At 61.1% G+C, this 26,036-nt stretch carries 25 protein-coding genes, 1 tRNA gene and 1 CRISPR repeat array; of the genes, 7 read left to right on the top strand and 19 right to left on the bottom strand.

Annotated features, from left to right (window positions below; translation table 11 throughout):
- Positions 1 to 47: 47 nt before the first annotated feature.
- Positions 48 to 381: a CRISPR direct-repeat array (repeat unit 29 nt; unit sequence CGGTTCATCCCCGCGAACGCGGGGAACAG).
- 110 nt (positions 382 to 491) lie between these two features.
- From cas2e to R3175_RS07630, 15 genes are all read right to left on the bottom strand, one after another.
- A complete protein-coding gene (cas2e, locus tag R3175_RS07700) occupies positions 492 to 785 on the bottom strand; it encodes a type I-E CRISPR-associated endoribonuclease Cas2e (protein WP_318943434.1) in 294 nt (97 codons plus the stop codon).
- A gap of 1 nt (position 786) precedes the next feature.
- A complete protein-coding gene (gene cas1e / locus R3175_RS07695; RefSeq protein ID WP_318943433.1) occupies positions 787 to 1,707 on the bottom strand; it encodes a type I-E CRISPR-associated endonuclease Cas1e in 921 nt (306 codons plus the stop codon).
- A 9-nt stretch (positions 1,708 to 1,716) separates the two neighbouring features.
- Complete coding sequence (gene cas6e, locus R3175_RS07690; RefSeq protein WP_318943431.1) at positions 1,717 to 2,409, bottom strand: type I-E CRISPR-associated protein Cas6/Cse3/CasE; 693 nt, start codon at positions 2,407 to 2,409, stop codon at positions 1,717 to 1,719.
- On the bottom strand, positions 2,409 to 3,131 hold the full coding sequence (cas5e, locus tag R3175_RS07685) for a type I-E CRISPR-associated protein Cas5/CasD (RefSeq protein WP_318943429.1): 723 nt from the start codon (positions 3,129 to 3,131) through the stop codon (positions 2,409 to 2,411). Before cas5e ends, cas6e begins: the two co-directional genes overlap by 1 nt.
- A gap of 12 nt (positions 3,132 to 3,143) precedes the next feature.
- Positions 3,144 to 4,181, bottom strand: coding sequence for a type I-E CRISPR-associated protein Cas7/Cse4/CasC (cas7e, locus tag R3175_RS07680; protein ID WP_318943428.1), 1,038 nt, complete (start codon positions 4,179 to 4,181; stop codon positions 3,144 to 3,146).
- Between the two features lie 27 nt (positions 4,182 to 4,208).
- Entirely contained in the window at positions 4,209 to 4,814 is a 606-nt protein-coding gene (casB, locus tag R3175_RS07675) for a type I-E CRISPR-associated protein Cse2/CasB (protein ID WP_318943426.1), read from the bottom strand.
- 19 nt (positions 4,815 to 4,833) lie between these two features.
- Positions 4,834 to 6,465, bottom strand: a complete 1,632-nt coding sequence (gene casA, locus R3175_RS07670; protein ID WP_318943425.1) for a type I-E CRISPR-associated protein Cse1/CasA — start codon at positions 6,463 to 6,465, stop codon at positions 4,834 to 4,836.
- Between the two features lie 21 nt (positions 6,466 to 6,486).
- A complete protein-coding gene (cas3, locus tag R3175_RS07665) occupies positions 6,487 to 9,201 on the bottom strand; it encodes a CRISPR-associated helicase Cas3' (protein ID WP_318943423.1) in 2,715 nt (904 codons plus the stop codon).
- Positions 9,202 to 9,288: 87 nt separating this feature from the next.
- Complete coding sequence (locus R3175_RS07660; protein ID WP_318943422.1) at positions 9,289 to 10,251, bottom strand: helix-turn-helix transcriptional regulator; 963 nt, start codon at positions 10,249 to 10,251, stop codon at positions 9,289 to 9,291.
- 142 nt (positions 10,252 to 10,393) lie between these two features.
- The gene (locus tag R3175_RS07655; protein WP_318943419.1) at positions 10,394 to 10,819 is read right to left on the bottom strand and encodes a secondary thiamine-phosphate synthase enzyme YjbQ; all 426 of its coding nucleotides are present in this window, start codon (positions 10,817 to 10,819) and stop codon (positions 10,394 to 10,396) included.
- Between the two features lie 26 nt (positions 10,820 to 10,845).
- A complete protein-coding gene (locus R3175_RS07650) occupies positions 10,846 to 11,910 on the bottom strand; it encodes a M14 family metallopeptidase (protein WP_318943417.1) in 1,065 nt (354 codons plus the stop codon).
- A gap of 3 nt (positions 11,911 to 11,913) precedes the next feature.
- Positions 11,914 to 12,819: a 30S ribosomal protein S6--L-glutamate ligase gene (rimK, locus tag R3175_RS07645; RefSeq protein WP_318943415.1), complete on the bottom strand. Its 906-nt coding sequence runs from the start codon at positions 12,817 to 12,819 to the stop codon at positions 11,914 to 11,916.
- A complete protein-coding gene (locus R3175_RS07640) occupies positions 12,816 to 13,307 on the bottom strand; it encodes an ATP-dependent zinc protease (RefSeq protein WP_318943413.1) in 492 nt (163 codons plus the stop codon). Before R3175_RS07640 ends, rimK begins: the two co-directional genes overlap by 4 nt.
- The gene (locus R3175_RS07635; protein ID WP_318943411.1) at positions 13,294 to 14,181 is read right to left on the bottom strand and encodes a mechanosensitive ion channel family protein; all 888 of its coding nucleotides are present in this window, start codon (positions 14,179 to 14,181) and stop codon (positions 13,294 to 13,296) included. The genes R3175_RS07640 and R3175_RS07635 overlap by 14 nt, the downstream gene beginning before the upstream one ends.
- Before the next feature lie 14 nt (positions 14,182 to 14,195).
- A complete protein-coding gene (locus tag R3175_RS07630; RefSeq protein WP_318943410.1) occupies positions 14,196 to 15,029 on the bottom strand; it encodes a hypothetical protein in 834 nt (277 codons plus the stop codon).
- A gap of 119 nt (positions 15,030 to 15,148) precedes the next feature.
- Here R3175_RS07630 and phrB point away from each other — a divergent pair, with 119 nt between their 5' ends.
- On the top strand, positions 15,149 to 16,549 hold the full coding sequence (phrB, locus tag R3175_RS07625; protein WP_318943408.1) for a deoxyribodipyrimidine photo-lyase: 1,401 nt from the start codon (positions 15,149 to 15,151) through the stop codon (positions 16,547 to 16,549).
- Positions 16,550 to 16,639: 90 nt separating this feature from the next.
- Here the strand turns inward: phrB and R3175_RS07620 are convergent, their stop codons facing one another.
- Genes R3175_RS07620 through hemA form a run of 4 tightly spaced genes read right to left on the bottom strand, consistent with a single transcriptional unit; the run spans position 16,640 to position 20,622 of the window.
- On the bottom strand, positions 16,640 to 17,398 hold the full coding sequence (locus R3175_RS07620) for a molybdopterin-synthase adenylyltransferase MoeB (RefSeq protein WP_318943406.1): 759 nt from the start codon (positions 17,396 to 17,398) through the stop codon (positions 16,640 to 16,642).
- Positions 17,392 to 18,258, bottom strand: coding sequence for a peptide chain release factor N(5)-glutamine methyltransferase (gene prmC, locus R3175_RS07615; protein WP_318943404.1), 867 nt, complete (start codon positions 18,256 to 18,258; stop codon positions 17,392 to 17,394). The genes R3175_RS07620 and prmC overlap by 7 nt, the downstream gene beginning before the upstream one ends.
- Entirely contained in the window at positions 18,251 to 19,336 is a 1,086-nt protein-coding gene (gene prfA, locus R3175_RS07610; RefSeq protein WP_318943402.1) for a peptide chain release factor 1, read from the bottom strand. The genes prmC and prfA overlap by 8 nt, the downstream gene beginning before the upstream one ends.
- Positions 19,333 to 20,622, bottom strand: a complete 1,290-nt coding sequence (gene hemA / locus R3175_RS07605) for a glutamyl-tRNA reductase (protein WP_318943400.1) — start codon at positions 20,620 to 20,622, stop codon at positions 19,333 to 19,335. Before hemA ends, prfA begins: the two co-directional genes overlap by 4 nt.
- A 288-nt stretch (positions 20,623 to 20,910) precedes the next feature.
- On the opposite strand from hemA, the gene R3175_RS07600 reads away from it, so the two are divergent.
- The 6 genes from R3175_RS07600 to R3175_RS07575 all read left to right on the top strand — a co-directional run bounded on the left by R3175_RS07600 (position 20,911) and on the right by R3175_RS07575 (position 26,036).
- Positions 20,911 to 22,653, top strand: coding sequence for a tetratricopeptide repeat protein (locus R3175_RS07600; protein ID WP_318943398.1), 1,743 nt, complete (start codon positions 20,911 to 20,913; stop codon positions 22,651 to 22,653).
- Positions 22,650 to 23,297, top strand: coding sequence for a lipoprotein insertase outer membrane protein LolB (lolB, locus tag R3175_RS07595; RefSeq protein ID WP_318943396.1), 648 nt, complete (start codon positions 22,650 to 22,652; stop codon positions 23,295 to 23,297). The genes R3175_RS07600 and lolB overlap by 4 nt, the downstream gene beginning before the upstream one ends.
- Positions 23,294 to 24,148: a 4-(cytidine 5'-diphospho)-2-C-methyl-D-erythritol kinase gene (gene ispE, locus R3175_RS07590; protein WP_318943395.1), complete on the top strand. Its 855-nt coding sequence runs from the start codon at positions 23,294 to 23,296 to the stop codon at positions 24,146 to 24,148. Before lolB ends, ispE begins: the two co-directional genes overlap by 4 nt.
- A 19-nt stretch (positions 24,149 to 24,167) precedes the next feature.
- Positions 24,168 to 24,242 (top strand) — tRNA-Gln (locus R3175_RS07585).
- Positions 24,243 to 24,300: 58 nt separating this feature from the next.
- Positions 24,301 to 25,245: a ribose-phosphate diphosphokinase gene (locus tag R3175_RS07580; protein WP_318943394.1), complete on the top strand. Its 945-nt coding sequence runs from the start codon at positions 24,301 to 24,303 to the stop codon at positions 25,243 to 25,245.
- 152 nt (positions 25,246 to 25,397) lie between these two features.
- Positions 25,398 to 26,036, top strand: a complete 639-nt coding sequence (locus tag R3175_RS07575) for a 50S ribosomal protein L25/general stress protein Ctc (protein ID WP_318943392.1) — start codon at positions 25,398 to 25,400, stop codon at positions 26,034 to 26,036.

The raw sequence follows: 26,036 nt of genomic DNA, 5'->3' as shown, positions 1-26,036 counted from the left end.
GAACGCGGGGAACAGCGCTTTAGCCAAGTGCATGGCGGCAAACTCAACGGTTCATCCCCGCGAACGCGGGGAACAGTCCACTACAGCGCCGCCTAGCGCCTCCCTGAGCGGTTCATCCCCGCGAACGCGGGGAACAGCCGGGCAACGACTGGTCGCCCAATACCGATCACGGTTCATCCCCGCGAACGCGGGGAACAGCCACTCGCGACCGAAGCCAGTCTGATGGATGACGGTTCATCCCCGCGAACGCGGGGAACAGGCGTTCCATGGCTTCCCATTCCTCCGCGGTGACGGTTCATCCCCGCGAACGCGGGGAACAGGGATCCAAGACGTTCCGCATGTCTGCCGCGGCCGGTTCATCCCCGCGAACGCGGGGAACAGACTAATCGTACACAATTGTTTATAAAGAGAAAAATAATGCCGATAATTTCTACCAGCATTATTTCCCCTAAAGCCCTACGCTAAATTTTTAAAGATCTAATTGAAATCAATTAGTTACCGATAGACGGCAAAAAACGCACCAAGCGAAGGCCATCGTGGTCAACCGGCACGCGGCGGTTTTTCCCATAGGTTTGGAATTCAAAACCGGATTCATGGTTACTGGCCCAGGCCATCGCTACATTGCCATCCTCGGCCAACAGCCCCACTTGTTCCCAAATGACCTCCCGAATGCGTTTGCTCACATCGCCTACATATACACCTGCGCGAATCTCCAGAAGCCAGACGGCGAGTCGACCTCTCAGTCTCGGCGGCACGTTTTCTGTGACGACCACCAGCATCGCCATGCTATTGGCTCCGGTGACCAGAATCACCGATGGACTCGGGTTCCGGTATGGCAGGTGGCTGGCTATCCGTGGGAGGCTCAGGTGGCTCTATGCCACCAGCCTGAAGGACGTCTTCAATGAGTGGAATCAAACGTTTCAGCAAACGGGTCTCACGAAACGCATCCCGGCAGGCTATACGGACTTGTTGATCCGGCTTGGTTGGGGAGCTTGACGCTACTTTAAACGCTGCCGGAACGACCGTTTCAAATTTAACCAGATCGGCAATGTCGTAGACAAAGCTCTTGGGCTTTCCGGAATGGAGGAAGCCAATGGCTGGCGCGTAACCCGCGGCGAGGATCGCCGCTTCAGTAACACCGTAGAGGCAAGCCGTCGCAGCCGACAGGCATTTGTTGACCGGGTCAGAGCTGTTCCAGTTATTGGGATCATACCGGCGCCCATTCCACTGAACCCCATACTGGCTCGCAAGTGCCTGGTACAGTTTTCTAACCCTGGCACCTTCGATGCCCCGCAGTTGATCAACCGACCGCCGCGACGGCGCTTCTTCACCGAAGCGAATTTCAAACATACGGCGAACGACTTTGAGTCGTAACGCATCGTCCAAAGCCAGTTGGGCCTGATAAAGCAGTTTGTCAGACCTGGCGCCTCCAGGCTGCCCGGCCGAGTACAAACGTACTCCGGCTTCGCCCACCCAGATCAGCAACGTCCCTACCGTGGAGGCGAGCTTGACCGCAGCATGGGAAACCCGGGTACCAGGCTCGAGCAACAGGCATGCTACGGACCCGACGGGGATGTGCATCCGCTCCCCGTTCACCTCATCCACCACCACGAAAGCCCCATCCCGAACATCAATTTGACCACGTCCCACGAAGATCATGGACACGCGGTCTTTCATCGGAATGGGCTTTAGCGGAACGAAGGTCATACCACCTCCCTAAGCTCGGCGAACCATCATTAGGCCGCACCCGAACGCCTTGCTTTTCCCTAAGCCCTGGCACAGCGTTTTGTTGAATAGGTCGGGGTCCATCACCGTCAAGACGCCCTCATAGTCGATGGAGGAAAACCGGATGTCCGCACCCTTTCGCCGGTTCACATGCTGCCTGTATGCCGTCACCTGGGGAGCACTTTCCAAGGTAAAACCCGCTTTCTCCGAACGGCGGTCCAGCCAGCGAATGGCCGCTTCTTCCATCCTCTCCTGAATGGCTTCCGGAATGTCCACCCCCTGCTGCCGGCACTGGATTCTGGCATCCATCAGCACATCGTGACGCACCGACCGCCCGGTTTCTGTTTTTCTGGAAACCGTGGGGTTGGCCCGTAAACGGAACGTGAGCTGATCACCCGCCACCAATACTGGTGAAAACGGCTTGGATTCAGCCTCTAACAAACCAGGGACCGCAACCGGCCGTTCTTCGGACAAGACGTAAAACAACGGCAATCCTCGAGGCTGATTCCCTAGCCTGAGCTGGTCTGCTTCGATTTCCTGACGAAACAGGAACGAACGGTGAGGAGCGTCCTTGAACAAACGCCACAGCAGTTGGTGATTGGCATAGGCATCGCCGCTGAGCAATGCCAGCAGTCTGCGCCGGTCCAGTCCTTCCGACGCAACCCGCACCCGAGACATGTACATTATCCAGCCTCCTTCACACGGGCGTGGTGTTCCCTGCGCCCCTTGAATTGCCATCGCTCACGGCTAACCACGTTATCCTCAGGGTACCGGGTATCCTGAGCCTGCAAGTCGCCCGCCTCCCCTTCCCAGTAGTAATCCACGCTATCACTCAGCCCAAGCCAGCGCTTTTGCTGTTCATGAACTGGCGGCATCTCACCACTCAGCGCCTGTTGAAGCCCTTCAGCCTGAACAATCGTGGGAAACAGTGGCGCTGCAAGAGGACACGACTTTCGCCCGAGATACAGCATGAACTTTGGCCGACGCAAAGCCGCCTCCAGATCCTGCAGCGTCCAGTCGCTGTTACCCGTGACGGTCACCGCGATTCGCCACAAACCATCACAGCGGTATTCCCGGCGGGAAATGATGGTATTCAAGCGCTCGCTTGAAAACGCCATCTCTTCCTTACGGCTCGTATACCGAGCCTTTCTGTCCCGTTTGGGAACCTGGACTGTATGAAAATCTCGTATTACCTGGCCTGGAGCTAGCTGCTTGACCGCAAACTGAACTGAACTGGCCAGCGCCTGCTGATTCGCAGCGTCCTCCCGCCGAATACCCAACGCGGCGGCCAACAGCCCCAATAACGCAGAACGCCCGGGATGGTCTGAACTTGGGCGGGACTCACCGACAGCAGGCGAGCCCCAACTGGCCAGTGGCCCGTAAAGCTGAAATACCAGAATCTCCATAGTCAGCCCCTTCTATTTGGCTTTAAGGAAGGCCAGCAATTCGTCAAAGGAGCCCACTCCCGCCGGAACATTCAGGGAATAGCGGCGATCGGCACAGGCTCCGTAGGCCTTGTCAAATTGCTCAGCCTGCTTCTGGAGCGCACTGATGGCCTCGCTCTCCTGATCACTGCCCTGCACAGGCTTCAAGAAAGCAACGGACAGGGAACGCGGTTGCTGGGCTCCGATTTCGGCGAGCACAAAACTGGCATAGGCGCGAGAGCCGAAACTGTTCTGTTTGCCGCTGGGCGCGACCTTGACTGCCGCTTCGGTGAGCGCGGCTATGGCTCGGTCCGCCAGCTCTTCATTACCTGACAGGTTCGCCACCAGTTGATCCCGGTTGAGGCAGATGTAGCTGTAGAACAAGCCTGCAGCGAAGCCGGTTTCACCAATATGGGCCGCGCCGCGGTCTTCCTCACCATTGTTGAGATCATCCACCGCCGTGAAGTAGTCATCCTCGATCACCACGGGGTGTACCGTAATCGAGTGAGCCACCTGGCAGGCCGCTTCCACATTGAAAGCGGGATCGGCTGCCAGCATCCGGCCGAATAGCGCCACATCCACTGCAGTCGGGCTCTTTCTCAGCAACGCCAGTTCGTCTTTTTCCGGACCACGGTTCTGTTCAGTCAATGTGGTAGCCAGATCGTCCACGGCGGCTTTCTCTTCCGGCCCAATGTGAGCCAGCTGCTCAATCTCCTCGCTGTCTTTCTTCAAGGCACCAAAAACATCCGCAATCTCACGGGCCCATTTCTTTGCGTCTTTTTCCTTGATACCAGCAGCTTCCAAAGTCTCGCGAACTTCTACCCCCAGGCGCTTGGTTCGCACACCGACATGGCCCGCCGCTGCTTCCTGGAACAAGTCCGAAGTGCGCCAATGACGCTTCAGGCTCTGGGAGGAAACCCGCAGCCGTTCCGCGCCGCCCATCCTTGCGGTCTTTGGCCGCCCCAGGTCATCACGGTTCAGGTTGGCAGGCGGGTAAGACGTCAAAAGGTGCAATTGAATGAAAGTGGTCATCGTAATTTCTCCTGACTGAATTCTTGATTATTTTTGGTACTGAGTGAGTGCGGTGAAATAGTCCGTGGCCCAGCGCACCGCCAGCCGCTGGTTGGCGGAACTGCTGGCGCTGCCCTGGTGTTCTGTGGCCCAATGGAGAATGCCATCGGCCAGCGAGGTGACGTGGGCACGCTTGCCCAGTAACGCGATGGATCGACGGCACCGGCGCAGGAAGGTATCCACACCATCACTTTTCTGCAGCTGGGCAAAACGCAGCTCACTGATATAGGGCTTGCCGGTCTTATCCTTCTGCTCTCCCATCGCCGCAGCAAACGACGCGGAGGCGTCGTGCTGGCGAACCTCGGCCAGGGCTCCAGCAACCATGCCCCAGGCCAGCATGTCGGCCTCCGTGACATGAAGATCTTCCCCTACCGCAAACCAGAGATTCCGGAAGCCTTCGGTCATCAGTACGTCGTCAACGGTATGGCAGCGTCTGAGTTGCGCTCGCTGGGCCGGTGGCAGTGGCGGCGCCCCGTCACCGAACATCTGTTGCAGCAGCGAGCTCTGGTTATGTAACCTTGCCCACCACGTCAGCACACGTCGCTGTTGCGACTCGTCTCGTAATACCTGGTAGTACACCTTGTTTGAGGTCATGGTCGCTCCTTGATCGTGATTAACTGGCCGTCTGTTGGGGCTCTGTGCCCTTAGATGGTGTTTCGTCCAATCCAGCTTGCTTGCGGAAATTCTTGGCTGTTTTGTTTTTGTTGAACCACATGAGGAAGGAATTGCGGGCCTTAGTAATACGTTTCATATTGAGCGCTTCGGGGGGCCCGCTTAGGGTGAGGTCGTCGAAGATGGCGAAGGCCTGGCGGCGGACCTCCAAGTACCAGACTTCCGCGATATCGGAGGGAAGACGCTTAACATCGTCGCCCAATAGCCGGCGCCCCAATTCCGATAACAATTCATAGAATCGAGGTTCGGTGCGCTCCCAAAAGCGGGCATCGATGTATTCCAGGTCGCCCTTGGCTTCCGAGGGTCTCTTGAACCACGCCTCTTTGGTGCTGCGACGAAGCTGCCAGCACACTTCCTTGGCGTAGCCAACCAGGCTTCTGAGCCAGCTCTGCAGGCGCTCCTGCTGTCTTTCGGGCAAGGCCAGAAACGGCAGTTGGGTGCCAACCCAACCCCGTGCTTTTGCCTTGTCTAAATCAAAGCCAAAGGCCCACAGCCTGGCCACCCTGGGCAAGGCGATACCCTCCGCTTCGCACTCATCCACTTTCGAGGTGTAAGCGGTCACATTCAACGCCGGGAGGTTACCCTCTTGTTCAGTCTCCTCAAACACTAGGCTTTCCCAGTGTCGATAACCGATTCCACTAGGTTGCCCCTTAATAGAAAGCGGAGGTTGCTGGGGTTGCTTTGGGTCACGCCGGTAAGGGGTGAGCGGGTGAACCCACGGCCCGTCATAGTTATTGCCGTAGTTCCTCGCCCGGATATGACGCACACTTCGCTCACTCTTTTGCCCACACAGATCACATCGGGCTTCTTGCGCTTCAATGTCCAAACGGAACCGTCGCGGCATGGCCCAGAACACATGCAAGGGGTGAACTTGGGTTGGCAAGGTTGTCTCGCCCTTCTCACTGGTTCGGGTAGGCGCCATCCAGGGGTAGATACTGAGTTCCGCGTCGGTCGAGCCAGCACCAACGACCTGACCGCTCTCCAGTACGTTAACCCACAGCTTCTGCCACAAGGTGCTGGATGGTTCAGAGGGCAACAGGAGCGTAGTCAACGGACCACCGCCTCGAAGGCCGGTACGGTAACCTTTGCCGCCAGAAGGCGCGTTGATCTGCATGGTGAACAGCGCTATGGCGGCACAATGGGGGCACACCGTCTCCACCCGGCCGTCTTTGACAAAGTGGTCGGTGTTGTTCTTGACTGTGGATGCCCCCGGCGAATCAATTAGAAGCCCGGCAACGGACGCGGGCGCATCGCCCTCCAGCTCATCAAAGTCCTGCATAAAGCGCGGCCCGGAACCATCAAGTTCAAAACATGACCGAGACGACACAAAGGCTTCTGCTAACTGCTGCTCCGATGGTGGGTTTTCATAATATTCCATCCACTGATCGATGTCGGACGGAGCAAAGACCGTTTGAAGCAAACCAATCAGGAACTGGTAGGCTCCACCCTGGAAGTCCGCACGGGGCAGAGCGAGGTCAACAATGTCTGGCGATACCGTACTGGTGACGGGTAGATACTCAACCCTTCCATCCGCCTTCTGAAAAGGTAACCACGAGTCCGTTAGCAAATTCATGCGCTAGATTTCCTCCGATCCTTATTTGTTTTTGTCACGACACAACCCTGTCTGCGCGTCATATATATAACCTCCTTGATCAAAGGGCCCAAGCCACAATCTGGAGAAGCGCAAACCTGGCTGGCACTCGAACAGCGTACTCTGGAGGTGCTCCAAGGCTTCCGGGAACTCAGGCAACTTGTCGGCGAGGGACTGACGGATCTTGATCTGGCTCATTTCCCAGGGATGGGGGCCATCCTCCAGAGGGATGAGGCGCTGCTGCGACTCATCGAGACACACCAGAGTCACCGTGACACTCGGCTCGTCGGTCAGGCGGGTGCCAATATCAACTTCGCCCTGCCAGCCGCTTCTGGCACTGGCAGCCACATAGCCCTTATCCAGGTCCAAGCGATTGAACTGCCCCATGGCCGCCTGACTCTGTCGCTCGCCTTCATCTTCGAAAAAGCTGCCTGTTAGGGCGTCGGGGAGACGAACGTCGGCACCCGGCCCATAGACTGACTCGATCAGCCATCGCGCCTGGCTCGGCATCCGAATCGCCTGCTCCTCCAACAGTGCCCAAAGCGTCAACCAGAGCTGGCCGTGATTTCGGTACACCGCTGCTGTTCCGGGCAAAAAACGCCGAATCCAGTCCTTGTCAGGCTCTGTAGTGAAGGCTGGCGCCAGAACTCGCAGTACGGGGTCTGGCCGTTGATCCGGGCTTTCTTGGTCAGTAAGCAGGTTGCCCTCAGCATCTCGCCGATGCCGGTGCAGCCGCCCGGCTCGCTGGATCAACAGGTCAATAGGCGCCAAGTCCGACACCATGACATCCATGCAGATATCCAGTGACTGCTCCAACACCTGGGTTCCTATGAGTATCCGGCCAGCCCTATCAGAAGCGCCGGAACTCTTACCAAACCAGTGCAACGCCTGGTTCTCGATGCGCTGACGGTCGGCCATGGTAAAGCGGCTGTGGAACAGCAAGACCTTGTCGGGGTCATCGACTTGCCCTCTGAGCCGCTCATAGGCTTCGATGGCGTCATCGACGGTGTTGCGAATCCAGCAACCACACTGGCCATGCTTTGCAGCGGCCAATAAGGCATCGATCGCCTGCGATGGCTCGCACAACTGCTCAATGGCGAGATCCCGGGTAGCGCTGTCACGGGTATTCAGCGCTGTCTGATCGAGGCCATTGGCGTTAACTATTGTCGCCAATGGGAAGTGCTCAGAATAGGGATTGAGGGAGCCCTCTCCCCCCAAACCGCGCCGCCAGGATTCCGTCAGTTTTTTCCTCATCTCCATCGGCAGGGTGGCGGTTAGAAGAACCGCATACCCTCCCTGGCGGGCATGAAGTTCCAGCACTGCACAAAGCAGCGTCAGCATGTAATCATCGCAGGCGTGTATTTCATCGACGAGCAGCACTTTTTTGGCCATACCAACGAGGCGTAGCGATTGATGCCGGAACGGCAATACCCCCATCAACACCTGATCGACCGTGCCCACTCCCACATCTGCCAGCAGGGCCCGTTTCCGGGAATCGGCGAACCACTGGTTGCATACGGCAGAGGCGCTGCGCTCTTCCGGGCGGTAATCCAGGTCCTTCGGCTGGCCGGCGATCACTGAAGTCTGGAAAGCGCCGTGCAATCGCTGGGCCCCATGAGCCAGCACCAGGTTTGGCCTTTCCCCCTCCCGGAACCAGCGCTGGTAATACTCCGCAATCCGGCCGTACATGGCATTAGAGGTGGCCATGGTAGGCAGCCCGAAATACACCCCCTCCGCCAGCCCTCGGCCCAGCAGGCGATGGGAAATGGTGATCGCCGCTTCGGTTTTCCCAGCGCCGGTCACATCCTCCAGGACAAAGAGCTGAGCAGTTTCTGAGATCGGCACCTGTTCGGCCCAGCTTTGCAGTGGCGTCGGTTCAAATCCGAAGAAGCGCTCCACCCCAGGAAAAGCCGTAGCCTGTGCTGGCCTGTCAAACCCCAATCGCTCAACTTGCCTTCGGGCTCGGGGAAGCGCCAACTCTCGCCAATAGTCCTGCAACGGCATCAGGTCAGTCACATAGGTAAACACCGACTGGTCAGAGCCCAACCAATCCGCCAGAACTGCCAACCCTGCAAGCTGCCAACTCACTTGTTTGAGCAACTGATGCCAGGATGGATCTGCCATTAAGGTGACCGGCCACTCAGGCCGGATAAGTCGTGCAGCTTCTAAGGCAAAAGCACAGGCCGCTTTCTCATCGCTGACCAGGAAGTGGCTCGCTACCAAGGTATTGCTCGGGTTCACCGGCAGGCCATGATGGCCAAAGGTCGTTTCGAGCATCGCTTCCAGAGAACGACGTGTAGTTCTGCGGAGGTCTTCAGACTTGGGCCAACCACACGCATCCAGCCGGCGCTCCCGGAACACAGTACTACGCTTCCACAACAACATGCCCAGAGCCGCATGCCCGCCCGGAATATCGTAGCTGTAGGTCAAATCCGGGACCTTGAGCTGTTCGGATTGCGGCTGAGCCAGAGCCTGAAAAGACTGGGAAAACTTGCCCAGATCGTGAATGGAAAGGAGAAATGTAAAGAGGCTCTGGAACTGCGATCCCTCAATGCCCAGAACGCTGGAAATCACTTGCCCCTTGGCTGAACTCGGATCAGTTAAATAAAATGCGACGGCCGCGACGTCCAATGAGTGGTAGGCCAACAAATGGCAGGGAACACCGCCTGCATCCTTAGCCGGCTTGGCCTTGCCCCAATAGCGAAGATAATCCTGCATACGCTTTCCTTGAACACTAAGAGCCGTAAGATCGATATGAGGGACGCTAACATCCTCACTGCACCAATTCGTGCACTACTGTAAAAATCAACAGTAAACCCCCACCAGTTTCCGCACTCGTTCAATCACCTCCCGCCTCAACTCCTCCGGCCCAAGCACCTCCACCTCGGCCCCATACCGCAACACCTCCATCACCAACTCACGTTCATCCGAATACGGCACATACAGGTGATAACCATCGTCCAGCCACTCCCCACGCTGGTCCCGATGCCACTGTTCGTCCGCCACCCACTGGGCGGCGTGCTTGCTGAATCGCAGGTGGGCGGTGGCCTTGGGTTGGCCGCCGAAGATTCCGAAACTGGAGGAGGTAAAGGCTTCGAGGCCCTCGGTGGCTAGCCGCTGGGCCGGTGCGCCCAAAAGCTCAGGTCGGGCGATGCGGTCCAGGGAGAAGAGGCGTAGGCCGTTGGCGCTTTGACAATGGGCCAGCAGGAACCAGTTAGAGCGGTAGTGAAGCAGTTTCTGGGGATGGACGGTACGGGTTCTGAGCTCGTTGCTGCTGCGGGAGGCGTAATCGAACTGGACCTGCTTACCCGCCAGCGTGGCCTCGGCAATGGGGTCGAAAATCTGGTGCAACGCTGTGCGCACCTGGATGGGCTGTATCTGCACCCGCTGACTGATTTGTTCGGCGGCATGGCCCGACTCGCCCAGCAAACGCCGGATTCGATCCTTGAGGGGAGCGACCCGATGGGAGATCAATCCCGGCTGAACGTTCTCAAGCAGTTGTTCGCAAGCCAACAGCGCATACAGCTCGCCAGGGTCCAACCAAAAACCCGGCAATTCGAAGACCGGGGCATCGGGATTATAGCGATGGCCGTTCCGCTCACGACAATACTCCAGCGGCGCTCCCAGGCTGTCTCGCAAAAACTCGAAATCGCGGGTGATGGTATTACGGGATGTTTCCAGCTCCTCGGTAAAACGGCGCATGGGCACCGGGGTGCGGGCACTTCGCAGGATGTCGTGAATACGATAAATGCGGTTGAAGCGGCTCACCCCAGTTCCTTTTGGCCGTTGTCCTTTTTACTCTGTTGAAGAGGCTAGCCTGCTTTTCTGGGACCGGCAAATTTGTGTCGCCCTTACAAGTAGTTAGGATCCAGTGTACTACCCCGTCGTTGTTATTGCCGATGCCGCACGACTACCACCGCCCCTGCAAAGTCGCCACGATATTCCGCCCACCGGCATGGTCCCGGTGCTCGCACAGGTAGATGCCCTGCCAGGTGCCCAGGGCCAGGTGGCCGTCGGACACCGGTACCGTCAGCGAAGGGCCAATCAGGATGCTCTTGATGTGCGCGGGCATGTCGTCCGGGCCTTCCACGGTATGGCGGTAGTGGGGCGCGTTCTCCGGCACCATTACGTTGAAGTGTCGCTCCAGGTCGCCGCGAACGTCCGGGTCGGCGTTTTCGTTAATCGCCAGGGAGGCCGAGGTGTGCTGGAGGAACAGGTGGAGCAGACCCACCTGACAGTTTCTGAGATCCGGCCCCTGGGACACCACCTCGTTGGTGATGATGTGGAACCCGCGGGATAAGGCGGGCAACTGGATGGTCGTTTGATCCCAAATCATGGGCACCAGCCTCCTGATTCGTTGCTTTATCGCTGCGTTTCATCCCAGGGATGGGCCGGCAACACGTCCTCATTCACATCGGATTCGTAACTGCTGCGGAAGTAGTCCATCACCTTCTCGGCCTCACCCAGCTCGTCGAAGCGGGCCACGTGATAGATGGCCTCCCCTTCGTTTACCAGCGGCAGGTTGTTCACGCAAATCACGATGCCCGAGAAGGGTGCCAGCACCGCCACTTCACTCTCACCGAAGGGATCGGCCACCATGGCCAGTTTCTGGCCCTTGCTGACCCGCTGCCCCAGGCGGGCAACCGGGCGCATGATGCCATCCATATCCGCCCGTACCCAAGAGGAAGTGGCGGCGGTTTCCGAGCGCTTCTTGGGCGCCTTGGGGCTCTTCTTCACCGGCACCATTCCCAGCGTCCGCATGACCCTGAGCACGCCCTTGATGCCGCTGCCGATGACCACCGGGTCGAACCTCAGGGCCTCGCCGCCTTCGAAGGTGATCACCGGAATGTCCAGGGAGTCCGCGTAGGCACGCAGGCTTCCGTCCCGCAGGCTGGCGTTGATGATGATGGGAGCGCCGAAGGCCTCCGCCATCTTGACGGTCTCGGGGTTGGTGAGCTCGGCCCGGATCTGGGGCAGGTTGAAGCGATGAATGGCGCCGGTATGCAGGTCGATGATGTGAGTGACGTGTTCCATCACCTGGGAACGCAGCAGGTAGGCAATGCGCCCGCCCAGCGAGCCGGTTTCGGTGCCCGGGAAACAGCGATTGAGGTCGCGCCGGTCCGGCAGGTAGCGGGTGCGCTGGATAAAGCCGAAGATATTGACGATGGGCACCGCCACCAGGGTCCCGCGCAGGTGGCGCAGGGCCGAGTTGCGCAGCACCCGGCGGATGATCTCGACGCCGTTGATCTCGTCACCGTGGATGGCGGCGCAGACCATCAACACCGGTCCGTCCCGGCGCCCGTGGATCACTTCCACCGGCAGGTGCAGCGGGGTGTGGGTGTAGAGCTTGGCCACGGGAATCTCCACTGTGGCCCGCCCGCCCGGCCGGATCTCGGTACCGGCAATGACAAACGGAGCTCTGGCCACGGCCTAGCCTCTACCTTTTGTACGGGTCTTGCCCAGTTTCTGGTTCTTCTCGGTCCAGTTGATGATCATGCCGGCGACGTTCTTGCCGGTGGCATTCTCGATACCCTCCAGCCCGGGTGAGGAGTTCACCTCCATCACCAGCGGGCCCCGGCTGGACCGCAGCAGATCGACACCGGCCACATTCAGCCCCATGGCCTTGGCCGCCAGCACCGCCGTCTTACGCTCTTCCGGGGTGATCCGCACCAGCGAGGCGGTGCCACCCCGGTGCAGGTTGGAGCGAAACTCCCCTTCCCCGGCCTGGCGTTTCATCGCTGCAATCACCTTGTCGCCGATCACGAAACAGCGAATGTCCGCCCCGCCGGCCTCCTTAATGAACTCCTGCACCAGGATGTCCGCCTTCAGCCCCATGAAGGCCTCGATCACACTCTCCGCCGCCTTGCGGGTCTCCGCCAGCACCACCCCAATGCCCTGGGTTCCCTGCAGCAACTTGATCACCACCGGGGCTCCGCCGACCATCTTGATCAGCTCCGGCACGTTGTCCGGCTTGTTGGCGAAGCCGGTCACCGGCATGCCGACGCCCTTGCGGGCCAGCAACTGCAGCGAGCGCAACTTGTCCCGGGCGCGGGTAATGGCCACCGATTCGTTCACCGGGAACACCCCCATCATCTCGAACTGCCGCAACACGGCGGTGCCGTAGAAGGTGACCGACGCCCCGATGCGGGGAATCACCACATCGAAATCGTCCAGCGTCTGCCCGTGGTAGTGAATCTTCGGGTTGGCCGAGGTGATGTTCATGAAACAGTGCAGACAGTCGATCACCCGCACCTCATGGCCCCGGTTGATCCCCTCCTCCACCAGGCGACGGGTGGAGTACAGATTGCGGTTGCGCGACAGGATCGCAATTTTCATGACTCGTTCCTTAACACCGGCTCTCCGGCCAAATAGGAGGATTCGGGGGACACCACGCAGCGCCCGGCCATGGCGGTTCGACCGATCAGCATGCGAAATCGCATGGAGTCCCGGTTTGTCAGCGTCATTTCCACCGGCCAGGTGTGCTGGCCTATTAATAGCGTAGTCGCTATCACCAGCCGCAGCTCCTGGTGGCCGCCGGAATCGGTGACCGTGCGCTCGTCGATGACGGCAGCATCACACTCCACACTGGCGTGCAGGTTATGCTGCTCCGGATGCACCCAGAAGCGCACCCGCCGCTCGCCGTCCACGGTGTAAGGCTCGGTGCGGTAGGTATGCAGGCAGGAGGTGCGGGCCCCGGTGTCCACCTTGGCCTTGATCCGGGGAATATCCAGCTCGGGCAGCGCCACCCACTCCCGCCAGCCCAGGCAGGTGCGTTGGTCGTGTTCGGGCTCGGCCGTGGTTCTGGCCTTATCAGTCTGTTTCACTGGCATCGATTCGGTCCTGCTGCTTGTGACTCGGAGCCCGGGTCAACTCGACCCGGAAGGGTTCGGAATGACTGCCGGCGTATACGCTGGTATGGGGGAAGGGAATCTCGATTCCCGCCCGGTCCAGCTCCCGCTTGATGGCCACCATCATATTGCTGCGGCCTTCCAGTACCTGATCCTTGGGTACCCAGAAGGAAAACTGCAAATCCACTGAAGACGCCGCAAAGGCGGTCACCAGCACAAAAGCCTTGGGTTCTTCCAGGCAACGGGGCTCCCGCTTGGCAAGGTCCAGCAGCAGCGCCTCAACCCGCTCCACATCCTCAGCGTAGGCAATGCCCACCGTCAGGTCGATTCGACGAATGGGAAAACGGGACCGGTTGACCACCCGGGTCTTGATCAGCGTTTCGTTGGGAATTCGCACATACAGGTTATCCGGGGTGCGTAACTTCACGCTGAGCATGTCGATGCCCACCACTTCGCCGACGGTGCCCTCCACTTCAATATAGTTGCCCAGTTCGAAGGGGCGCTCCACCAGCAGGAACAGGCCACTGATCATGTTGGACGCGGAGGTCTGGGAGGCGAAACCGACGGCCACGGTCAGGATGCCCGCCGCCCCCAGCAGTACCTCCAGGGAAAACCCCACCTCCCGCATGGCGGCCATGATGAAGATGGCCAGTACCACATAGAACACCAGCCGGCGCAGCATGACCGCGTGGTGACGGGAACTCCGAGCCTGCACCACCCGGGCAATCCCACGCCCACCCAGCGAGGCCAGCACCACGCCCATGGCCAGCAGGACCAGCGCAGCCAGCCACTGGCCCCAGGCAACATGACCGATCACCGCCAGCAGGCTCTGCTCAATACCCTCGAGCACGACTCAGACTCCCCTTAACCAAACATTCGATCGAAAGCCCGGATAAAACCACCCCGTTCGCTGGATTCCCGCGCGGGACTCAAGCGCTGGCAATGTCCCGCCTCCGGAATCGGATCCGGGGCGATTTTCAGCTGGGCCGCGTTCATGTCCGTTTCACACACCACCGTCACCTTGGGCGCCCACAATTGCCCCTCTTCATTCTGAAACAGTGGCAGCAGCTGGGTTGGCAGGCTGAAGCGCTCCAGCAACAGCGGCTCGGGACGACGATTGCGGATACGTACCGGGGTAATCGCCCGCCAGGGCCGCTTGGGCACCGCGTCCAGCGCCATTCGCCCAAAACTGGGCGCGGTGTAACAAAGATCGCCCTCCATGGTGGAAGGCCCCACCCAGGTCAGGGAGGGCTCGGTGAGCGCCAGCTCCGTGAGCAGGGTGTCCCGCTCCCCCACCCGAACCTGCATCCACACCTGAGTGCCAACATAGATAATGCACTCGCTGTCGGCGGGCAGGGTCAGTGGCTGGTACGGGCGAATCACGGTGGGCAGTTTTGCCAAGGCGGGCAGGAACCGAACCTGCGTGCTGGCATCCGGCCTGACAAATCGCTGCAACGGTACGTCGCCGCCGGGCAATACATGGCTGGTGGAGGTCTGCCAGCCCGCCGGATCCGTCTGCTCGTAGTGGTAATCGGCACGGACCTGCCATTCCTTGTCGAGCAGGGTCAACCATAGCCGCAGATGCCCCAGCTCATGCAACTGGGTCTGGCCGGACTCCAGCGTATAGTCACGGTTCCAGGCGCCGGTCTGCGGGGCACCGGGCTGGAGATCCGGCGTCTCGTCCTTGCTATCAGTCATTGAGTCCTGTGGTACAACCATGCAATGGGTTTCTTCAACTATAATCCAATCCCGCGCCGTCAGCGAATACCCAACTACGTGATTTTATTGATTCCTTTTGAACTGTAACGGGGCACCCGATGACTGACCTGGTCTGGTTTCGCAACGACCTTCGCACCGCCGACAACCCGGCCCTGACAGCCGCCACCCGGTCAGGCGCGGCCGTCAGGGCCTGTTATCTGCTGACACCCGGCCAGTGGCGCGAGCACCACTGGTCGCCGGCTCGGGTGCAATTAGTGGTGGACCACCTCAACGCCCTGGGGCGGGCGCTGGCCGACCTGGGCATCGAATTGCACATTATTCGCGCAGACCGGTTTGACGATTCCATCGCCTCACTAAAGAAATTTTGTGCCCAACGGGCCATCCGGCGCGTGCATTTCAATGAGGAATACGGCGTCAACGAGCGCCGGCGGGACAAGCAGTTGGCGACCGATCTCGGCAAGACTGGCGTCGAGGTTCATAAGTACCGCGACCAGTGCGCTGCCCCGGTGGGCGAGATCCTCACCGGCCAGGGGCGGCCCTACTCGGTATTCACCCCATTCGCCCGGCGCTGGCGGGAATGGCTGCAGCAGCACCCACCCCAGATCCATCCGGTCCCCAAGCCGGTCGCCAAGCCGCTGCCGGCGCCGCCGCCCATCTCCAGCCTGGAGGACTGGGCGCCGGCGCCGCCGGCGTTGGTGGCCACCGGTGAAACCGCCGCCCACCAGCAACTGGAGCGGTTCCTGGATGAGCGGGTGATGGACTACAAGCGGGACCGGGACCTGCCCGCCCTCGAGGCCACCAGCCGGATCTCCCCCTACCTGGCCAATGGCGTACTGTCGGGCCGGCAGTGCCTGGTTGCCGCACTACAGCTGGCCCACAACGCCGGGGACGGCGGTGCCTGCTGGGTCAACGAACTGGCCTGGCGGGACTTCTACATCCACGTCCTCTACCACTTTCCCCGGGTCAGCATGAACCGGGCGTTCAAGCCTGAGACCGAAGCGCTGGTGTGGAACCGCCCCGGACAGGCCTTCGAGGCCTGGAAAGCCGGCCAGACCGGCTTGCCCATTGTCGATGCCGCCATGCGCCAGCTGAACCAGACCGGCTGGATGCACAACCGCCTGCGGATGGTCGCGGCCATGTACCTGACCAAGAACCTGTTCATCGATTGGCGACTGGGAGAGTCTTACTTCATGGAGCAGCTGGCGGACGGTTTCCTGGCCTCCAATAACGGCGGCTGGCAGTGGAGCGCCTCCACTGGCACCGATGCCGCGCCCTACTTCCGGGTGTTCAACCCGGTGAGCCAGAGCGAGCGCTTCGACCCGGAGGGGCGGTTTATTCGCCGATTCGTGCCGGAATTGTCAGGGCTGGACAACAAAGCCATTCACCAGCCCTGGCGATCGGGATCGCTCCCCAACGGCTATCCCGCGCCGCTGGTGGATCTCAAGGACAGCCGGAAAGAGGCCATTGCCCGGTTTCAGGCGTTAAAGGAAGGAATGTAAAGACCGCTCGCTGGAGGAGACGGAGTTGAAATCCGTCCCCGGCTAAGCCCGGATAGAGCTCCCGAATAAACTTCGGACCCGGGGTGGTACTCAGTGCTCAGCCCCCGAGCCGCACACCGGACACTCCGGATCTCGCGCCAGCGTCATCTGGCGCCATTCCATCCGCCAGGCATCCAGGATCAGCAAGCGGCCTATCAATGGGGTACCCACACCGCTGATCACCTTGATGGCTTCCATCGCCTGGCTGCTGCCGATCATCCCCACCAGGGGACCGATCACCCCCGCCTCGGAGCAGGTCAGGTCCTCGTTGCCGTCTTCCCCATACAGGCAGTGGTAGCACGGGCTGTTCGGCTGCATGACGTCGAACACCGAGAGCTGCCCCTCTCCCCGGATGGCGGCACCGGATACCAGAGGCACCCGGGCCTGGACACAGGCCCGGTTGAGCGCGAAACGGGTGGTGAAGTTGTCGGTGCAGTCCACCACCACCGTGGCGGCCTGCACTGCCTGCGCCAACGCCTCGCCGTCGAGGCGGCGGGCCAGCGCGGTGACGGTGACCGACGGGTTGATCCCGCGGACCCGCTCGGCGAGCGCCTCGGCCTTGCTCTGGCCCAACTGGGACTGGTCGAAGGCAATCTGGCGCTGGAGGTTGGCCACCTCCACGGCGTCGTCATCCACCACCGTGATCTGCCCCACTCCGGCGGCGCCGAGGTACAACGCCACCGGACAGCCCAACCCACCGGCGCCAACCACCAGTGCCCGGGCCTGCTTGAGCCGCACCTGCCCCGCCACGTCAAACGCCGGCAGTAGCAGTTGCCGGCTGTAGCGCATCAACTCGTCGTCGGTCAGCATGACGCATCTCTCCGTTCTCGGCGATGAAATTGCCCCAGGGTCAGCCGGTCCTGCCCCCCATAGTCTTGGCGGGATTGTACCGCCCAAAAACCGGCCTGGCGGAACAGCGCCTGCACCGCCGTCGCCTGGTCATAACCGTGCTCCACCAGCAGCCAGCCGCCCTCGTCCAGCCAGTCTGGCGCCTGGGTCACGATCTGACGCAGGTCGTCCAGACCATCGGCCCCCGACACCAGCGCGGTGGCCGGCTCGAAGCGCACGTCGCCCTCGGCCAGATGACGGTCATCGGCGGCGATGTAAGGTGGATTGGAGACAATCAAATCAAACCGCTGGGCTGGCAGATCGTCGAACCAGTGACTTGCCTCAACCTGGACCGGCAGCCCCAGCCGTTGCGCATTGTGCCGGGCCAGCGCCACCGCGTCGGGGACGGCATCACAGGCACTCACCCGCCATTGAGGACGCTCCTTGGCCAGCGCCAGGGCAATGGCTCCGGTACCGGTACCCAGGTCCATGACCCGGGCCTCGGCCGGCAACGGCAACTCCAGGGCCACTTCCACCAGGCATTCGGTGTCGGGGCGGGGAATCAGCGTGTCGGGAGTCACCGCCAGGGTCAGGGACCAGAAGTCCTGTTCCCCCAGCAGATGAGCAATGGGCTCCCCGGCCACCCGGCGCACCAACAACGCCTGGAATCGTGCCAGCGGGTCGGCCGGAACCTCCCGCTCTGGCCAGGTGCGAAAGCTGGTACGGGACCAGCCGGTCACATGGCTCAGCAGCAGCTCGGCGTCGAGTCGCGACGTCTCGCTGTCAATGCGGGCGGCCGCCTCCCGGAGCACAGCCTCGCTGGTCAGTGATGGCTCACTCATCCGACATGCTGGCCAGCAGTTCGGCCTGGTGTTCCTGCTGCAAGGGCCCCACCACCGGCGACAGGTCCCCGGCAATCACTTCGTCCAGCTTGTACAGGGTCAGGTTGATGCGGTGGTCGGTGACCCGGCCCTGGGGAAAGTTGTAGGTGCGGATGCGCTCGGAACGGTCGCCACTGCCCACCAGGCTCTTGCGGGTTTCCGCCTGGGACTGCTGCTGCCGTTCCCGCTCGGCGTTCTGCAGGCGGGTGGCCAGCAGACTCATGGCCTTGGCCCGGTTCTTGTGCTGCGAACGTTCGTCCTGACACTCCACCACAATGCCGGTGGGCAGGTGGGTCAGGCGGATGGCGGAATCGGTCTTGTTGACGTGCTGGCCACCGGCGCCGGAGGCCCGGAAGGTATCCACCCGCAGGTCCGCCTTGTTGATCTCGACGGCCTGGGCCTCGTCCGCTTCCGGCATCACCGCCACGGTGCAGGCGGAGGTGTGAATCCGGCCCTGGGACTCGGTTTCCGGCACCCGCTGGACCCGGTGGGCACCGGATTCGAACTTCAGCGCGCCATAAACACCATCGCCCACCACCCGGCTGATCACTTCCTTGTAGCCGCCATGCTCACCGGGACTTTCGCTGATCACTTCCACTCGCCAGCGCTGGCCCTCGGCGTAACGGGAATACATGCGGAACAGGTCGCCGGCGAAAATCGCCGCCTCATCGCCCCCGGTACCGGCACGGATCTCCAGGAACACACTCTTGCTGTCATTGGGGTCTTTCGGCAGCATCAGCCGCTGCAGTTCCTCGTCCAGCTCTTCACTCTTCTGCTGGGCCAGGGTCTGCTCCTCTTCGGCCATGGCGCGCATGTCGGCATCGCCGTCCCGGGCCAGTTCGGCGGCCTCTTCTATGTCGTCAAGCGCCTGCTGATAGGCCCGGAAGCACTGCACCACCGGTTCAATCTCGGCGAACTCCTGGGACAGGGTGCGAAATTTGTCCTGATCGCTGATGACGCTCTGCTCACTGAGCAACGCACTGACTTCCTCGTAGCGGTCGACCAACCGCTCGAGCCGGGATTGAATGGATGGTTTCATAGTTTTTCCGATGTGACGGAAACCTCGTTATCCTGGGTTTCCAGCTGGTGCAGCTCTCTTAGCCAATGGGTGACTTCCACGCGCCCCTCCGAGGTGGCCTTGCGGACCTGGACCGAGGGCTCGTGCAGCAATTTGTTGGTGAGGCCCCGGCCCAGACTGCGGATGACCGTCTCGGGGTCGCCACCATTGCGCAGCGCCCGCAGGGCTTTTTCGACTTCCTGGTCCCGCTGGCGCTCGGCCTGGGTGCGGAACTGCTTGAGGGTGGCCACCGCGTCCAGCGCCCGCAGCTGGCCGAGGAATTCCTGGGCTCCGGCAAGGATCAGGTTCTCCGCTTCCCGGGCGGCGCCCTCCCGCGAGCGCACGTTCTCTTCGATTACCTGGCGCAGGTCATCCACGGTATAGAGGAAGACGTCATCTAACGACGCCACTTCCGGCTCGATATCCCGGGGCACGGCAATATCGACCATGAAATAGGGGCGGTGCTTGCGTCGCTTCAGCGCCCGTTCCACCGCCCCCTTACCGAGGATCGGCAGCGGACTGGCGGTAGAGGCGATCACGATGTCCACTTCCGGCAGGTGGTCGGGAATGTCGGACAGCACAATTCCGCAGCCACCGTGTTCCTCCGCCAGGTTCTGGGCCCGGTCCAGGGTCCGGTTGGCCACCAGGAAATCCTTCACCCCGGCCTCGGACAGGTGACGGGCCACCAGTTCGATGGTCTTGCCCGCCCCGATCAACAGCGCCTTGTTGCGGGACATATCCGCAAAGATATGGTTCGCCATGCTGACGGCGGCGTACGCCACCGACACCGGGTTCTCGCCAATGGCGGTCTGGGTACGGACCCGCTTGGCCACCGCGAAAGTCTGCTCGAACAGGCGCGACAGGAACGAGCCGCTGGCCTCGTGCTCCCGGGCCAGCGCGTAGGCGTCCTTGAGTTGGCCGAGAATCTGGGGTTCGCCCAGCACCATCGAATCCAGCCCGGACGCCACCCGCATCATGTGCCGCACTGCCTCGGTATCCCGATGCAGGTACACGGCGTCTTCCAACTCCCCCGGCGCCAGGCCATGGAAGCCCGCCAGCCAGCGCAGCACCAGGGCGGCGCAGTCGTCATCGCCAGCCAGGTACAGCTCCGTCCGGTTGCAGGTGGACAGGATCGCCGCCTCGCTGGCGCCGGAGGCCGCCCGCAGCTCGGCGAAAGCTTCCGCCATGCGCTCCGGGGTAAACGCAATGCGCTCCCGAAGCTCCAGCGGCGCGGTACGATGGTTGATGCCCAGCGTTAGTAATGCCATATCGGAGTGAGACTACCTCTGCGCCCAGAATGGCGCCCGCAACCGCCTGTACCCACTGTACGAAACAGGTACCGGGCAGAATAACCAACACGCGGGCGAACGAATAATGGCCTCATTTTACAGAGGGACTTTGTCCCCTGCCACCCATAACACCACCCAGGCCGGATAACGACTGGCAGGTTGGGCAAGATCAGACGCTTATGCCATCATAGGGTCTCGACATCGGCACCCTTCACGGGGCGGCTAACCAGCCCCCTGGGCGTCGACCAAACCAGTACGGGATACCGCATGCAAAAACCTGTCTTGTTGTTCCTTGCCAGCCTCATCGGCGTAAGCCTTGCCGGCTGTGCAAACCTGATGGACACCACGGAGCCTGCCAAACCTGTCAAACCGCAAGCACCGGCGGACACCGCCAAGGTCGAGGAAATCCACTACGCCGAATTCGACCCGGAGGTGCTCTACCTGCTGTTGAGCGCGGAAGTCGCCGGCCAGCGCGGCCGTTATGACATCACCCTTCTGCACTACATCAAAGCCGCTCAACGCTCGCGAGACAAGGGCGTCATCCGCCGGGCCCTGCGCATTGCCCAGTCCCTCAATGGCGACAACGCCCAGCAACAGATGGCCTCATTGTGGCTGGAAGTCGAGCCGGACAGCCTCGAGGCGCACCGGGTGCTGGCCATCCAGGCGGTCAAACGCAGCCAACTGGACCGGGCCCTCAATCATATGGAGCAGATCATGGGGCTGGGCGGGGATGCCGATTTCGACAGCCTTGCCGCCATGGCCTCCCAGCTGTCCCCGGACAAGCAGCAGGAACTGCTCGGACTGTATCGCCAACTGGCCGAGCGCCACCCCGACAACATCGAGATTGAGTACAGCATTGCCCTGCTGCTGAAGATCAACGACCAGCCGGCCACCGCCCTGGAGCGGCTGACCCCCTTGCTGGAGGCGCACCCCAACTTCCAGCCGGCGATCATCCTGAAAGGCGACCTGCTGTACCAGACCGGCCTGAAAACCGCCGCCCTGGATTACCTGCTCCAGCACACCCGCAAATTCCCCGGCAATCGGCAAATGGGCACCCTCTATGGCCGTATGCTGGTGGGCGAGGGCGAGATGCGGGCGGCCCAGGACGAATTTGCCCGCCTGGTCCAGCAGTTTCCCGACGTACCGGGCCTGAGGCTGTCCCACGCCCTGGTGGCGGTGGAAAACGGTGAACTGGATACCGCCCGCCAGGATCTGATCGGTCTGATAGAACAGGGTGACCACGAGAACGAAGCCCACTTCTACCTCGGCAAGATCGCCGACATGGAGAACCACCCACAACAGGCTATCGGCTATTACGAGCAGGTGGAGGAAGGCCCCCAATACTTTCCCGCCCTGTCCCGGGCCAGTGTGCTGAGGGCCGAGGCCGGGGACGTCGATGGCGCCCTGGCCAATATCCGCCAGCTGCGCGCCACCAACCCGCAGCAGTCGGAGAACTTCTGGCTCCTGGAGATCAACTTGCTGCTGGAGCAGGGGCGAACCGACAAGGCATTTGACTCCGCCAACCAGGCCCTGACAGAAATCCCGGACAGCGTGCGCATCCGCTACGCCCGCGCCATGCTCCTGGATGGCATGGCACGTACCGAAGAAGCCGAGGCGGACCTGCGCCGGGTACTGGATGCCGAGCCCAACAATTCCGTGGCCCTCAACGCTCTGGGCTACATCCTGGCCACCCGCACTGACCGCCTGGAAGAGGCCGAAGCCCTGATCAGCCGGGCGCTGGAGATCGACCCCAGCAATCCCGCCATTCTCGACAGCATGGGCTGGGTGCTGTTTCGCCAGGAACGCTTCGAACCGGCATTGACGTACCTCAAGCAGGCCTATGAGGCCTTCCCGGACCCGGAAGTGGCCGCCCACTTCGGCGAACTGCTGTGGCGCATCGGCGAACAGGAACAGGCCAGGATCGTGTGGCGGAGCGCCCTGGACGACAACCCGAACCACCCCATCCTGCGGGAAACAGTACTGCGATTGACCGGAGAGCAAGAGCTATGATCGCACAGGGACGTTTCTGGCCAGCCCTGGCCCTGAGCCTGGCTCTGTCGGCCTGCACCACCGTGCCCATTGAACCACTGCCGGAGGGGCTGACCAACCAGCCCCCCGCCGGCTGGCATCAGCGGCAGCAGCAGATCCAGGCGCTGCAACACTGGCAACTGCAGGGCAAGCTGGCCGTGCAGCAGCCGTCCGACAGCGGCAGCGCCATCATCAACCACTGGAACCAGCACAACGAGGCGTACGAGATCTCCCTGTCATCAGCCTTCCTGGGCCTTGGCCGCACCGAGATCAAAGGCGTGCCCGGGTACATCGAGCTGCGGTTGCCGGACGGCGCCACCTACCGCTCTACCGAGCCGGAGGAGCTGGTGGCGGCCGCAACCGGGTGGCAACTGCCGATCGACAACCTGATCTGGTGGATCCGCGGCCTGCCCAGCCCTGGCAGCGATTACCGCCTGTATTTCAACTTTGGCGCCAAACTGGCCCTGCTGCGGCAGGGCGGCTGGGAGATCCGGTATGACCGCTGGGAGCGGTTCATGGAGGACAAACCGGAACTGCCGGCCCGCATCACCGCCGTCAAGGGCGAGAAGCGGGTCCGCCTCGCCGTCACCCAATGGCAACCCACCGCCCCGGATAGCAGCCTGTGACCCTGACCCTGCCCTCCCCGGCCAAACTGAACCTGTTCCTGCACATCAACGGTCGCCGCCGCGATGGCTACCATGAGCTGCAGACCCTGTTCCAGTTCCTCGATTATGGCGACCGGCTGACGTTCAGTCTGCGCGAGGACGACCGCATTACCCTGTCGCCCTCCATCCCCGAGGTGCCCGACGAGGACAACCTGATCGTCCGGGCGGCGCGGCTGCTGGCCGGCTGCAGCCCCTCCCCACTGCCCGGCGTGCAGATCGACGTGCACAAGGTGCTGCCCATGGGCGGCGGTCTGGGTGGCGGCAGCTCCAACGCCGCCACTACCCTGCTGGCGCTGAATCACCTCTGGCAACTCCGGCTGCCCGAGGACAAACTGGCGGAATTGGGGCTTGCCCTGGGCGCCGACGTGCCGGTGTTTGTCCGGGGTTTTGCCGCCTTCGCCGAGGGCGTGGGGGAAATCCTGACGCCGGTCTCGCCGCCGGAAGACTGGTTTGTGGTGCTCAAACCCGAGTGCAACATCCACACAGGAAAGATTTTTTCGGCACAAGGGTTGACAAGGGACACCCCGAGAATCAAAATAGCGCCCGCTTTTGAGGGAGACGCCTCGAGGTACCGAAACGACTGTGAGGATGTAGTTTGCAGACTGTATCCTGAGGTTAAAAAGAGCCTGGACTGGCTTTCACAATTCGGACCTGCAAGATTAACCGGAACCGGGGCTTGCATTTTTGGACGTTTCCCGACAGAATCCGCAGCCCGGAATATCTGGGAAAGCAGACCCTCCGGCATCACGGGGTTCGTAGCTAAAGGGGTGAACCAGTCACCTCTACACCAAAAGCTAGCAGAGCTGAAATGATGCCAACGAAGTACGATACTGGGGTGTCGCCAAGTGGTAAGGCAACGGGTTTTGATCCCGTCATTCGCAGGTTCGAGTCCTGCCACCCCAGCCACCTTTCTCCCTCAACGCTCGACTCTGAATCCAACGCTGAGACTTCGAAGGATACCGTCGTGTCCAAACTGATGATTTTTGCTGGCAATGCTCACCCGGAACTCGCAAAGAGCATCGCCAAGAAACTGGCTATTCCCATGGGCCAGGCCACCGTGGGTAAATTCAGCGACGGTGAGACCACCGTTGAGATCAATGAGAACGTGCGCGGGCACGATGTCTTCATTATTCAGCCCACCTGCAACCCCACCAACGACAACCTGATGGAACTGATCGTGATGGCGGATGCACTGCGCCGGGCCTCAGCCACCCGAATCACCGCGGTAATCCCCTACTACGGCTACGCCCGCCAGGATCGCCGGGTACGTTCCACCCGGGTGGCCATCAGCGCAAAAGTGGTGGCCGACATGATCTCCAGCATCGGCGTTGACCGGGTACTGACCGTGGACCTGCACGCGGACCAGATTCAGGGCTTCTTCGACATCCCGGTGGACAACATCTACGCCACCCCGGTGATGATGGAAGACATCGAGAAACAGAACTTCGAGAATTTTGTGGTGGTGTCCCCGGACGTGGGTGGCGTGGTACGCGCCCGCGCCGTGGCCAAGCGCCTTGACGATGCCGACCTGGCCATCATCGACAAGCGTCGCCCGAAGGCCAACGTATCCCAGGTGATGCACATCATCGGTGACGTCAAGGATAAGACCTGCATCCTGGTGGACGACATCGTCGATACCGCCGGTACCCTGTGCAAGGCCGCCGACGCCCTGAAAGAACACGGCGCCGCCAAGGTGGTGGCCTATATCACCCACCCGGTGTTGTCCGGTCCGGCGATCGAGAACATCAGCAACTCCACCCTGGACGAGCTGGTGGTGTGCGATACCATCCCGCTGGATGACAAAGCCCACAAATGTGATAGAATCCGCCCCCTCAGCATGGCCGGGCTCCTGGCAGAATCGATCCGTCGCGTCAGCAACGAAGAATCGATCAGCCAGATGTTCGAGTAAGTCCCTGCCAGGCATACGAATCCGAGCCGGGAGCCCCTATGGGCTCCCGGCTTGTTTAACTGGCCGGAAAAATTGTACTCCGGCTTTATAACCGACCCACCTGACATCCGGCCTGGTCGCGGGCCCCTCAGGTGCAAATTGAGGTAACAACCATGTCTCAGGAATTTGTGATCGAAGCATTCCTTCGTGACGACCAGGGGAAGGGTGCGAGCCGCCGCCTGCGTCGCGAAGAACGTAAAATCCCCGCCATCATCTACGGGGGTGACAAAGAAGCCACTCCGGTCGCCATCTGGCACAACGAGCTGAAGAAGGCCCTGGAAAATGAAGCGTTCTTCTCCCACGTCCTGACCATCCAGCTGGACGGCAAGGAAGAAAGCGTGATCCTGAAGGATCTGCAGCGTCACCCGTACAAGCCGATCCTGACCCACGCCGACTTCCAGCGTGTGGACAAGAACCGCGAAATCCACGTGAACGTACCGCTGCACTTCATCAACGAAGAGTCTGCTCCGGCCGTTAAGCTGGAAGGCGGCAAGGTGTCTCACCAGCTGACCGAAGTGGAAGTGATCTGTCTGCCGGGCAACCTGCCTGAGTTCATCGAAGTGGACATCAACGACGTGGCCATGGACCAGGTGGTTCACCTGAGCGACCTGAAACTGCCGGAAGGCGTTCGCGTTGCAGCCCTGCAGCAGGGCGAAGATCACGACCTGCCGGTACTGGCGATCCACAAGCCGAAAGGCGCCAAGGCTGACGAAGAAGCTGAAGGCGAAGGCAGCGAAGGCGGCGAGGAGTAA

This window comes from Marinobacter sp., from assembly GCF_033722735.1.
In the GTDB taxonomy this organism is placed as follows: domain Bacteria; phylum Pseudomonadota; class Gammaproteobacteria; order Pseudomonadales; family Oleiphilaceae; genus Marinobacter.
The sequence above is the reverse complement of the archived record's forward strand: the minus strand, read 5'-3'. Positions and strand labels throughout refer to the sequence as shown.